This window comes from Staphylococcus sp. CWZ226, from assembly GCF_018986355.1.
In the GTDB taxonomy this organism is placed as follows: Bacteria; Bacillota; Bacilli; order Staphylococcales; family Staphylococcaceae; genus Staphylococcus; species Staphylococcus simulans.
In genome coordinates, this window is record NZ_JAHMSB010000003.1 from 196,128 (window position 1) to 209,575 (window position 13,448).

At 34.9% G+C, this 13,448-nt stretch carries 4 protein-coding genes, 1 tRNA gene and 1 pseudogene; 1 reads left to right on the forward strand and 5 read right to left on the reverse strand.

The genetic code is table 11. The features are described 5' to 3' along the window. Positions 1 to 32: 32 nt before the first annotated feature. Together KRR19_RS04070 and KRR19_RS04075 are read right to left on the reverse strand one after the other, a co-directional pair. Entirely contained in the window at positions 33 to 1,145 is a 1,113-nt protein-coding gene (locus tag KRR19_RS04070) for a hypothetical protein (protein WP_002480020.1), read from the reverse strand. A 155-nt stretch (positions 1,146 to 1,300) separates the two neighbouring features. Then, positions 1,301 to 2,134, reverse strand: coding sequence for a helix-turn-helix domain-containing protein (locus KRR19_RS04075; protein WP_002480021.1), 834 nt, complete (start codon positions 2,132 to 2,134; stop codon positions 1,301 to 1,303). 370 nt (positions 2,135 to 2,504) lie between these two features. On the opposite strand from KRR19_RS04075, the gene KRR19_RS04080 reads away from it, so the two are divergent. Continuing rightward, positions 2,505 to 2,594, forward strand: a tRNA-Ser gene (locus tag KRR19_RS04080). Positions 2,595 to 2,877: 283 nt separating this feature from the next. Here KRR19_RS04080 and KRR19_RS04085 read toward each other — a convergent pair. From KRR19_RS04085 to KRR19_RS04090, 3 genes and pseudogenes are all read right to left on the reverse strand, one after another. Beyond that, on the reverse strand, positions 2,878 to 12,318 hold the full coding sequence (locus tag KRR19_RS04085; protein WP_483316483.1) for a GA-like domain-containing protein: 9,441 nt from the start codon (positions 12,316 to 12,318) through the stop codon (positions 2,878 to 2,880). 8 nt (positions 12,319 to 12,326) lie between these two features. After that, positions 12,327 to 12,426: pseudogene (locus tag KRR19_RS12375) on the reverse strand (YSIRK-type signal peptide-containing protein); the annotation flags it as partial. A gap of 195 nt (positions 12,427 to 12,621) precedes the next feature. Further along, the gene (locus tag KRR19_RS04090; RefSeq protein ID WP_158257822.1) at positions 12,622 to 13,356 is read right to left on the reverse strand and encodes a helix-turn-helix transcriptional regulator; all 735 of its coding nucleotides are present in this window, start codon (positions 13,354 to 13,356) and stop codon (positions 12,622 to 12,624) included. Positions 13,357 to 13,448: the final 92 nt, after the last annotated feature.

Genomic DNA, 13,448 nt, shown 5'->3' on the forward strand with positions numbered 1-13,448 from the left:
GGATTTTCATATCTTACCTTATTTAAACAACATTATTTCTTTTTCTTCTTTTTGTCTTTTTTCTTTTTATCCTTTTTCTTCTTGTCTTTTGAATCTTCTTTTTTATCGTCTTTCTTTTTACCTTTCTTCTTAGATTTCTTATCTTTGTTGTCTTTGTCGTCTTTCTTACCTTTTCCTTTTTTATCTTTGTCTTTCTTGTCTTTTGATTCTACTTTTTCTTTATCTTCTTGTTTCTCTTCTTTCTCTTCAGATGACTCTGGTGCGGACTTGTCATCTCCAGAAGATTCATTTTCTGAAGACGCTTTATCTGCCTTTGTTGGTTCTTCTTTTACTGCAGTGAATTCTTCTTCTAGTTCTCCTACTGCGATGACTTCGCCTTTGTCATCTGTAGTGAGTGTTGTTTCTAATTCTTCATTTTGCTCTTCATCTAGATGGTAACCCAATTCTAAGACCTGTAAATAAACGGTTACTTGGAAGTCTTTATATTCACCTTTATAGATAGCTTGAACATCACTTTGACGAGATTGTAAATCAGTATGTTCTGTTAACGCAGGTTCTATTACGTTAGTTTGTATAGGTTCTTCTACAATTTCTTCAATAGAATGATCACGTTCTTGTTGATGATTTTGAATACTTTTATAAATTAAATCAGCATCTTTCAACTCTGGATATTGTTTTAAAAATGCGCTTTTAGTTTCTGGTAATTCAAAGTCTTTCTTGGTTTTTACATCGATATAGACTGCCGCATAATGGAATTTTGTTTGGTCAGAAACATTGTAAACCCAAGATTTAGGCGGGTTTGTCATTTTCTTTAAATGTTCAGTAAAATCACGTTGAATTGTTGATACCGCATGACCTGCTTGGCCGCTAGCGCTTGGTTCAAAATCATGTACATAAACCGTTCTTAGTTTTACCATATCTGTCATTTCATTTTGATCTAGAATTGCTAAATCTAAACGTGACATCTCTCTAGCGACAGTTTCTGACTGTGCTTGACGCAAAACTTGAATTCCTAATAAATCTTTTAATGACTTATCTATACCTGACACTAAAGTTAAATACGCCATATCATCTGCGTAGTGTTTAAAGTTACCTTCTAACTTGCCCAATCTTTTAGTTAAAGCATCTGCGATATTGATTTTCATGTTAATTCCCCCATAGGTTTGATTTATACACTAAGTTAGTAACTTATACCCTATCAGTCGCAAAATAAGATTAAGATTTTATTAGATTGAATACTAATTTAGATTTGCGTCACTCAAAATAAAAAAGCGGTACAGGAGTACACGCTTTATAAGAATCAGCCATTCATGAATTTCAAAACTTCATCATACACTTTTTGAGAACGTTCATTATTTTTAATGCGTCTTTTTTGAGACCGAGCCACATACTCCATGGGCACCATATTAAATTGTTTCTTAAAATTGTTGAGGAAAGAACGTTTACTAGAGTATGAATATCTTTTCCAAACTTCTTTGGTTTTTTGATTATCTTCACCATTAATTAATAGATATTCTGCCACGTTAAAGATTTTCACTTGTTGTACGTAATCATTGTAGTTAACACGTGCTGCATCTTTAAATACACGTGATAAATAACTGATATTTAAATCAAAACTTTCAGCGATAGTTGTTAACTTTAACGCTTCATCTGAATGGTGATTAATGTACTCAATAATGTGGTTGATTGTCGGGTTATTAGTCATATTGAATAAGTAGATGTCGAAGTTTTCCAAGTAAACACGTAAGTATCTTACCAGTCGCACAATGGTCGCATTCGCTTTCACAAAATTTGTTTCACATACATAACGTAAAGCCTGGATATAATCATTTTTAATGATATGGTGGATTTCAAAATTGCTTTCAACATGATTGATTTCTTTTAAACAGGCTGGCTTAAAATACACATAATGAATTGATAAACAGACAACTTTCCCTTCTTTAATCTCCACTTCCATATTTGTGAAATGTGGTTTTTGAACAAAAAGATCTCCTGTTTTATAGGTAAAGTGCTGTGCCCCTTTTTTAACGAAGACTGTACCTGATAAAACTAAATAAATATTAACGTACTCCTCGCTTTTCGAATTATCTTTTATACAAGACCAACCTTGAAAAATATTGTAACTGTAATCCAAAAATATCCCCCCTAATAAAATAAAATGATAATGTGAATGAGTTCTTCTAAATATCCATAGAAAAGCAAGCAGTAAAATAGAAGTGTAAAAGAAGTGATGATTGAGGTAGATACATTTCATAACTGATGAAATTATCCAAAATAAGACTACACCTATTTATAATAAACTAAATGTTCAGAAAATTGAATGCTTTATTGTAAGTTTTTGTGCTAAAATGTTATATTTTTATCTGTTTTATTCAACCAGAAAGCCTTTAGTCCATTCTTTAAGTATATGTAAAATTACTTTATGATTTCTGTGGATTTCATTAAAAAAATTATTGACGCGTTACACATTCTCCTATATAATAAATCTTGTGTTAAAAAGCTATGGAGAAATACCCAAGTCCGGCTGAAGGGATCGGTCTTGAAAACCGACAGGGGCTTAACGGCTCGCGGGGGTTCGAATCCCTCTTTCTCCGCTACGATAAAGGATGAGATACTAAACGGTGTCTCATCCTTTTTTATTAACTTAACGTAAAAATTTCACTAAGTTATTATCATACGCTTAACAAATATTAGACTACATCACTAAACCCCACTCTATCATCTTAGAATGGGGTTCTTTTTATGGCGAGACTACTTTGTCTCACTTATTACGAGTATTTAGACGAAACGGTAAAGATATAGCTGATATTAAGATATTAACAATAATACGATATCAAAAAAGCCGCACTCCCTACGAGTACGACTTTCGTTTACATATTAATTTTTTCTACGACGACTGCTTACTAAGAATGCGGCGCCGATCAATGCGGCTAACCCGCCTACAATGATGCTGCTAGATTGTGACTGACCTGTATTTGGTAAAGCTTTTTGTTGTTTAGAAGAAACTGTTTGTTCTGGATGTGTAGTTCTAGTTGTTGGGTTGTTTGATGTTTGTGATGAACGCTCTTCATCGTTTTGATACATATGTCTATCAGAAGTTCGAGTAGTATCTTGATGTTCATTTGTTGATTCATCAGAAGCATTGTTATCTTTAGACGTCTGATGTTTTTGTGTTATTTCGGTTTGATGTTCTACCTCTATAGACGCGCTTTCAGATGATGCTTTCTCTTCTGTTGTATGCTCTTGTTGTTTATTTGTATCTTCTGTTTTGACTTCTTGTTTAACTTCACTCTCAGTATTCAAATCAACTGATGAAGTTGTTTCAGAAACCATCTGGTTAAGAGAAATTTCATCTGCATTTTCTAGGTGTATTTCTTCTTGTTGTGTAGTTGTTGTAACAGGCTTTTCCGATACTACTTCATTTGAAATTGTTTCAAGAGAAGTTGTAGATTTATCTTCAGTTACTGCTGGAATTTCAATATTTTCTATGTTGTTTAACTCTGAAATCAAGTTGCCTTTTAATTCACTTGGTAACTGAGCTATTGCTGATTGTGCTAATTCTTTTGTTGTCTTTACTTTTTCTTGAACAATCGCTAATGCTTCTTGTTCTTCTGTCTGTACACGATGATCTGAAAGTACTTTTTCAAGTTCAATATGTGCTGCATTATTTGTTGATATTGCTTCCTTCAACGCTGCTTCTGCTTCATTTAACCATTGATCTTGGATGTCATTTGTACCATTCGCATTAGCGTCATTGATTTCTGGGATGTCGATACCTTGCAGTTGTGCTAATAACGCTGGTAAATTGCCTTTTAGTTCACTTGGTAATACGTTTACTTTTCTCTCTGCTGATGTTTTTAATGTTTGCGCTTCTTCTTGTGCAGATTTTAGTAATGTTTGTTCTTGTGGTGTGATTAAGTTGTCGGAAACTGCCATGTTCCATGCTGATTGGGATGCTTTATCCGCAAGTTCTGCTGCTTTCACAGCAGCTTCGGCATCATTTAACCATTGATCTTGGATGTCATTTGTACCATTCGCATTAGCGTCATTGATTTCTGGGATGTCGATACCTTGCAGTTGTGCTAATAACGCTGGTAAATTGCCTTTTAATTCACTTGGCAGTGCGTTTACTTTTGTCTCTGCTGATGTTTTTAATGTTTGTGCTTCTTCTTGTGCTGATTTTAGTAATGTTTGTTCTTGTGGTGTGATTAAGTTGTCGGAAACTGCCATGTTCCATGCTGATTGGGATGCTTTATCCGCAAGTTCTGCTGCTTTCACAGCGGCTTCGGCATCATTTAACCATTGATCTTGAATGTCGTTCGTGCCATTCGCATTAGCGTCATTGATTTCTGGGATGTCGATACCTTGTAATTGTGCTAATAACGCTGTTAAATTGCCTTTTAATTCGCTTGGTAATGCCTCAACTTTTCTCTCTGCTGTTGCTTTTAATGTTTGTACTTCTTCTTGTGTTGATTTCAATAATGTTTGTTCTTGTGGTGTAACTAAATTGTCAGAGACTGTAGAATCAAATAATATTTGAGCATGCTCATCAGCTGACTGTGCTACTTTCACCGCATCTCTCGCTTCATTGATTAATACATCTACATTATCATCAATACCATTTTCATTTTGATCATTAATCTGCGGTAATGTAATACCTTTGAGCAACGCTAAATCTTTTGGAAGATTACCTTGCAATGTTAATGGTAATTGATTTACCTTTTCTTTTGCTTGTGCTTTCACATCTTCGTAAATTGCTTGTAATTGAGCTAATTGTTTATATTCGCTTGGTGTAACTAAACCATCTGCTGTATTCGTTGCTAGTTTTTCCTGTAGTTTAGCATCCATTGCTTGTGCCACTCTGACAAACTCTGTTGCTTCAGCTAATGCAGCATCATCTGCATCTGAAATATTATTGGCATTTTGATCATTGATGTTTGGAACTGTGATGCCTTGAAGTTGTTTTAAACGTACTTCAAATGGTGATTGATAAGCTGCTGGTAATTGCTTCACAATTTGTTGTGCTGAATCTTTAGCACCTTCAAACAATGCTTGATGTTGTGATAAGTTTTGATGTTCTTGTGGTGTAATCAAGCCATTTTCATTTGCTGTATCAAGTTCAGATTGTATCTCTTGATTCATTTTTTCAGCTTGTGCCACACGTGCTTCTGCTTGTTCTAGCAATGTATCAATATCATCTGCAATGCCATTAGCATTTTGGTCATTGATGTCTGGAATTGAGATAGCTTGCATTTGCGCTAAAGCATTCACTAATTCATCTTTAACTGCTGCTGGAATCTTACTTTGTTGAATCGTCTCAGTTGCTTGTTCTTTTAGTTTTGATGCATGATTTTGTGATTCAATCAATGTGTCTTTTTCTTGTGGTGTAATTAAGTGATTTGCATTCGCTTTTGTTAAATCATCTTGTGCTGTTTCATGTGCAGCTTTTACTGCATTTATTAAATCTTGAAGTGTTTGATCTAACGTATCATCTACATCATTATGGTCGTGGTCATTAACTTCTGGTACTGCAATACCTGTTAAAGCATCAAGCATTTTTAGAAGTTCACCTTTTAATGCATCATCAACTAAAGCAATTTTAGCTTCAGCAATATTTTTCTGTGCTAAGGATGCTTTTTGAAGATTTGATAACATATCATGTTCATCGTCGTTGATAACACCATTGTCCTGAGCTGTTTCTAATCCTGCTTTCGCAACTTTTTCTGCTGCTTCTGCTGCCTTAATTGCTTGTAATGCATCACTCATCAATTGATCTTGGTTATCATCAATACCATTTACATTTTTATCATTCACTTCTGGGATATCGATTGCTTTTAACGCATCTAATTGTGGTTGGAATTCCGGTCTTAAGTTTTCATCAATCATATCCACTGCTTTTTGAGCATAGTGTTTCGCTGTCTTCGCATAGTTGACTTGGTTAATTAATTCTGACTGTTCTTTTGGTGTGACTAATTGATCTTGTTGAATTGACTCTAGTTGTTGTTGTGCTGTTTCATGTGCACGTTTTGCTTCATCAACTAAGTCTTGAACAGCTGCTTTCAATGCATCTGTATGATCATCAATGTGGTTATTATCTTGATCATTGACAGTTGGTAAAGTAATTTCATTAATCGCATCTAATTGTAACTGCAAGTCTTTTTGATATGCTGCTGGTAAAGCATCAATTGCTGCTTGCGCCGCAGCTTTATTAGCTTCTACTAAATTTTTAGCACCGCTTAGAACTTCTAATTCACTAGGATTGATTAAACCGTCTACTAATTCCTCATCTGCTTTAGCTTGTGCTGCTTGCGCCATATCTTTAGTCGCATTGATTAATTGTTGTGCCTTGTCTATTAATGTATCAATATCATCACGAATACCATTTTGATTTTTATCATTCACAGATGGAATTGAAATTCCTGTTATCGCTTGTACTTTTTTAGGCAAATCTTGTCTGTATTTACTCTCAACTGCTTCAAGCTTTTCTTCAGCTAATGCTTTCTTTTGTTTAAATTCTTCTTGTAACACTTTTAATTGTGCTTGTTCATCAGGGTTTACCATACCATCTGCTTGAACTTCTTCTAATGCTGTTTGTGCTACTGCTTCTGCATTTTTAGCTGCTTCATAAGCTTTGGCTGCCTCATCAAATAAGCTATCTTCTTTATCTGGCACACCATTATGATTTTCATCGTTGACTTGTGGTGGTCCAATTGGTGTTAATGCATCGAGTTCTAGTTGTAACGTTTGTTTAACAGGTTCTGATAATAATGCGTCTACTAACGTTTGTGCTGCTGCTTTTTTGTCCTCTGCTAATGAAATTGCTTTGGCTAAATCTGCGCTTTCTTCTGGTGTAATGATATTATCTTTTTGAATATCATCCATTTGCGTCAATGCATTGTTATAAGCTGCTTTTGCTGCTTCTACCGCTTCTTTCGCTTTATGAATGGCTTGATCTACGTCATCACGAATCCCGTTTTTATCCTCGTCATTCACTTCTGGTACAGTAATACCTGTTAATGCCGCAAGTTGTTGTGGCAGGTCTTTGCGGTATGCTTCTTGAATCGCATTAATTTTTTCATTTGCTAATGCTTTCTTTTGTTCAAAGTTAGCTTGTGCTGCTACTAATGCTTGATGTTCTGTTTCATCAATTAATTCATTTGGATTTAGTGCTTGTGCTAACATTTCTTTTACTGCTTGATCTGCAGCTTTGGCGTCTTTCAATGCATCTCCGGCAAAGCGTATTAATAAATCTTCTGAATCTGGAATATCATTTGCATTGTTGTCATTTACTGGTGGAACAATTAAATCAGGGTATTGTCTTAAAACGCTTAGCAACTCCGCTTTTAAAGGCGTTCCATCTGAGAGATTATGAACATCGGTAAAGGCATTCATTTTAGATTCATATGCAGCAAGTTTGAAAGGTCTTAATGATTCGATTTCGTCTGGATTAACTAATCCATCATCTTGTATCGCTAAAATCGCTGCTTTTGCTGCTTTATCTGTTTCTACAACTTTTTGTACAAGTTTTCTGAGTTCAGCCTCTTTATCATCAGCTACATCATTACTATTAGCATCATTCACTTCTGGTACATCAATACCTGTTAATCCTTTTAATTTCCCAGGCAATACACCTTGATATGTTGATTCAACTGCGTCTAATGCTTGTTGTGCTGTTGCTTTCTTTTGTTCAAAATCATGTTGTAAGTTTTGTAGTGTCTGGTGTTCTTCTGGTGAAATAGCTTGGTTCTCGTTTACTTTTGTTAATTCAGATTTTACTAAAGCATCAGCTGCTTTTGCTTTTTCAATTGCTGCCTCTGCTGCTTTAACTAAAGCATCTTGAGTATCTGGAATCATATTGTTGTTATCGTCATTGATGTCTGGAACACGAATACCATCTAATTTTGCTAGTTCTTGCTCTAAAGGTGCACGTAATGCTTCAGGTAATGCATTCACTTTTTCTGTTGCTTCTGCTTTTGTTGAAACAGCTGTTTTCTGAGCTTCTGTTAAATCTTGATGTTCTTTCGGATTAATCAGCTTATCTTGTGTTGCGTCTGTTAAGTTATGTTTCGCTGCTAAATCTGCTGCTTTTGCTTTGTCTAAAGATACTTGTGCTTCTTTAAGCAATGCTTCTAGTTCAGCTTGATCAACATCGTCTGTTTTACCATTATTATCTTTATCATTTACTTCTGGTACAACAATACCGTTTAACGCTGCTAGTTGTGTTGGTAATTCTCCACGATACTGTACATCAATCGCATTGATTTTATCGTTAGCTGCTTTTTTCTTCGTTGTGAAATCTTGTTGTAACTTATCTAAGTTGTCATGTTCTTGTTGATTAATAACTTTGTCATCATTAGCTTTAACCAATTCTTCGTTAGCTAATTTATCCGCTGCTTCAACTGCTTTGATAGAAAGTTTAGCCGCTTCAATCAACGCATCTTGTTCATCAGGGATGTTGTTTTCATTGTTATCATTAATGCCTGGTACCGTAATACCTTTTAACTTAGCCAATCTTTCTAATAATGGTGTTTGTACTTCTGATGGTAAGGCTTTAACTGCTTTATCTGCTGTTGTTTTTATTGTATCTGCATTTTCTTTTGAGACAGTTAAATCTTGATGTTCTTGAGCTTTAATTAAGTTATCTGCATTGGCTTGTTGTAATTGTGTTTGTGCTGCTTGGTCTGCGGTTTCTGCTTTCTTAACTAAATCTTCTGCGTTTTTCAATGCTGCATCTTGTTGTTCTTTTGCATCTTGATCATCTGTTTTACCATTACTATTTGTGTCATTAACAGCAGGAACTGTAATTCCTTTTAATGCTTCAAGTTGTGTCGGCAAATCACCACGATATTTCTCTTCAATCTGGTTGATTTTATCGCTAGCTGCTTGTTTCTTCGTTGTAAAATCTTGTTGTAAGTTTTCTAAGTTGTCGTGCTCTTGTTGATTGATGGCTTTATCAGCTTCAGCTTTAGTTAATTCTTCGTTTGCTTTTTGATCTGCTGCTTTAACTGCGGCTAATAAATCTTTAGCTTCTGCGATTAATGCGTCTTGTTCGTCTGGAATGTTGTTGTTGTCAGTATCATTAATAGATGGAATTTCAATACCGTTCAATGCATCAAGTTCGTCTAATAAAGGAGCTTGCATGTTTTCTGGAAGTGCTTCTACTAAATCTCTTGCAGTTGAATTTGCTTCGTCAGCCTGATTTTCTACAACATATAATCCTTCTAATTCTTTGAGTGAAATAACATCATCTTGGTTTACTTCAGCTAATTTAGCTTGTGCTGCTTTATCAGCAAGTTTTGCTTTCTCAATTGCCGCTTTCGCTTCTGCTAAGCTTTGGTCTGTTTCGGCACGATCAGCAGTATCCGGTTTTCCATTATTATCAGTATCGTTAACAACCGGAACTTCAATTCCTTTTAACGCATTGATTTGTTGTAATAGTTTATCGTTATATTTCTTATCAACTGCATTAGCTTTTTCTGTTGCTGCTTGTTTTTGAGTTTCAAAGTCTTTTTGAAGTTCTGTTAATTTCGCATTTTCTTCTTGATTGATAGCCTGGTTTTCTTGTGCTGTTGCTAATTCGGAAACTGCTTTTTTCTCAGCATCTTCTGCTGATTTAATCGCTGCTTCTGCCAACTTGATTAACTCATCTTGGGTGTCTGGAATATCATTCTCATTTTTATCATTAACTTCTGGTACAACAATCCCTTTTAAAAGATTCAATCTGTCTAAGAATGATTGTTGTTGCTCCAGAGGTAATGTTTTAACTGCTGCCTCTGCTGTTGATTTTGTTGATGTTGCAAGTTCTTTTGCAGCGGTTAATTCTGTATGCTCTTGCGGCTTAATTAGACTGTCTTCATTTGCGTTTTGTAATTGTGATTGTGCTGTTTGGTCTGCAACTTCTGCTTTCTTCACTAAGTCTTCAACATTATCTAAAGCTGCTATGAGTTGTTCCTTTTCATCTTGTTCGTCTGGTTTACCATTGTTGTTCTTGTCGTTTGCTACAGGAACTGTAATACCCACAAGCTTATTCAATTTTTCAATTAATGGAGATTGATGTTTCTCATTAACTTCTTTTATCTTTGCTTCTGCTGCTTTTTTCTTAGTTTCAAATTCTTTTTGAAGTGCTGATAAATTATCATGTTCGGTTGGAGAAATCGCATTGTTTTCATTTGCTGTTTCTAATGTTGCTTTCGCTTTGCTTTCAGCCTCTTGTGCTTCTTTTAACAATTGCTCAGCCTCTGCTATCAACTTGTCTTGATCATCAGAAATTGAATTGTTATTTTCATCATTTACTTTTGGTAATTCAATCTCAGTTAATTGATCTAGTTCTTGTTGTAATGTTGCTTTTAAACGTTCCGGCAATTGATTCACTTTTATTTGCGCTTCATTTTTTCTAGATGTTGCTGTTTGAATTTCATTTTGCAAACCGTCCATTTCATTTTTGCTTACAAGTTGGTCGGCAGCGATTGTTTGAGCTGTTGCTTTTGCTTGGGCATGCGCTTTTTTAGCTTCTTCAATCGAAGCGGTTGCTTCTGCCATAATTTGCTTATCAATTTCTTTTTTAAGTTCATCAGAGAGTTTTAATGCAACGGTTTGATAATCTGTTGTTAGGTTTTCAATGTGCTTTGTTCCATTATCAAATGACCACTTCACTGGAACGTTTAATGCATTTCCATCGTAATATTCTTTTAATCGTGTCCATTTTTCTGAACTTGTGCTGATATCTTCAGTTGTTAAGTTATGTTTCAAAGTGATTGAAGGCGTATAAGTTTTATCATAGAAAGCTGCTTGTGATAAAGCATTGTTGCTGTTAGTTAGTATCACTTTGTTTGTATTATTTTGAGTGGCAGCAAAGTAATTTGTATTAGGTTGAACATTTGCAACGATGTCTTGTGGAAACTCTGCTGTCATTTCAATTTTGCTTGGTAAAGTCGCTGTTTGATGTACTTCTCTTGTTGGAATATACTGGGTGATTGTTACTTTCGCATCATCATTTCCAGTTGGATTAACGACTTGAACTGTATAAGGTTGTACTGGTACTAGTAAGATACCTTTTACATGAAACGCTGTACCTGATGCATTTCTTCCAGTCATACTATAAGTCAATTCACTCTTATCTTTGAAAGTGGCAGTTACTCTATTTGGATAATCTTCAACAGCCCCTCTTGGGTGTTCACCTGTCGAAATAATGACTTTATTATCTTTTAACTCTAAATTAGCTGTAGCCTCTGAAAGAGTGTTACTACTAATATACAGTTCGTTAATTTCATTTCGGTTAAAAGTGACGGACTTTCTAACATCTACTTCTTTATTTCGATCATAATCATCAAGATCATAAATATTTAATAACCCGCTTACAGGATGAAGTTTATCATTGAGAGTCTTTAGCTCTTCTATTACAGAAGTAATAGACGTACCGTTAGTAACCTTATTATAAAAACCGTCTAGTTTTGTCTTATCGATATTAGACATGAATTTAATGTTAGCTGTTGCACCACCACCATCTTGAGAAGTCATAGACAACATGTCTCGACCTGAAGTGAAGAAATATCTTTTATTAGTTGGAAATTTTTTAGATGGTGGATCCATTTTGACATGTACCAAGGCATCTACTTTATGACCGTTCGCTGTACCTACATTATTGATATATACATAGGCTTCTGGTTGATTATCATCGAGCGTAATGTAATCACCAAAGTAGGCGTGAATGCCACCACCATTTGTAGTTGTAGTTTTTTTACTTGTCATTGTTTCTTTGTTCGTTAGGAAAGAATAAGATTTACTGTCATGATCTTTAAATTTAGGTGAAAAATCAATATAATCTGGTGCAACTGTTTGTCCTGGATTCGCTACTTTCTTCACTAAATTACTGCCATTATAATCAATGATTTTTCCCTTGTACGTTTCATTATTGACTGGTGCTTCAACTTGTTCAACTGGTGGTTCTGTGTCTAATGAACGCTTTGCGCGTGTATGAATCGTTGGTGTTGATTCTGATGTTGGGTCAATCGTTGGTGTTGATTCTGGAGTTGTGTCTTTTGCTGTTGGATTTGTTTCTTCTGGTTGTGGTGCTTGTTCTATAGTTGTCGGTGCTTCTGATGTTGTTTGGTTTAATTCTGGATTATGAGGTGCAGTATTTTCAGAGGCAGGAGCTTCTGTTGTTACAGGTGGTGTAACGACTGCTGTTGTTTTTGTCTCTTGGGTTGGTTGAGACGTTGTGTCTGAGTTAGGATTTGGTGATTCAGACTGAGTTTGAGTGGTGTCTGTACTAGATGTTTGTTCTTCTGCTGCTTGGGCGTCATGACTGAGGCCAAACATGAGTGTTGCTCCTACAAGGATAGAAGCGGTTCCTACCGTGAATTTACGGATAGAGTACTTGTTTTGCTTATTAGGCAAAAAATCAAGTCTACGATTGGGTTGTTTCATTGTTGTTCCTCCGATGTGTCTGTGTCTATATGCTGAGTGTTCTTTTCTAAAAATCATTTGCTTACATCCTCTTTTTAAGAGAACAAAATTTATATTAACTGATTTTTTTCGAAAATAAATAGACATCAAAGGAATAGTAAAAAAAGTGCATGTCAAAAGTAAAAAAAGTGCAAGCGATGAATATCCCTTAAATTTTTAGTTGTTTACTGTTTCTAAATAGGACAAAGCTTCTCTATAAATCAATTCAGATATCATATTTTCTGCCCGTTTATAATATTGAGCTTGGTTGATAAATTCTTTGGGACTCATGTGAAATTGGTTTTTAAAGTTTTTTAAATATGTACGATAACTCGCAAAATTATATTCTTTCCATAACTCGTTTTCATTACCGCGGATGAGTAATTCTTCAGCTAATTTATAAAGCTTGAGTCGTCTTACATATTCATTAAAACCTATCTGCATCTCCTCTTTGAACTTTCTCGAAAGAAAACTACTGTTTACATAAAGTACTTGCGCGACATCGCTTAACTTTAATGGTGCTTTAAAATTATGATTAACGTGTGAAACAGCTTTTAACACATTCTCATTTGTAGTGAAATTAAAAACATAGCTTTCACTTTCGCTGTAGTATATATGCAAATAATTAATGAGTTTAATGATATTGATATCAGCCATAAATAAATCTTCTTCATACATAAAACGAATATAGTTCATAAACGCTTTTTTCATACTAAGCTGTGTTTGGTCTGTTTTAGTGATGTTACGCGCATTTCTTAAATAATATTTATTGAAGTGTACTTTATTGATAGAGAGGCAAACAATACTGCCATCGATACTTTGGATCTGTGAGTATTTCATTTCTGGGGTTGTGACAAATATATCGCCAGTTCCATATTCTAATTCGATCTCATCAATAGTTACTTTAGCCAAACCACTTATCACAAAGTACACAGTAATATATTGGTTGTCGTGCATTAAGTCAAAATTACATACGGACGAAGTAAAAATATTGTAGGTATAGT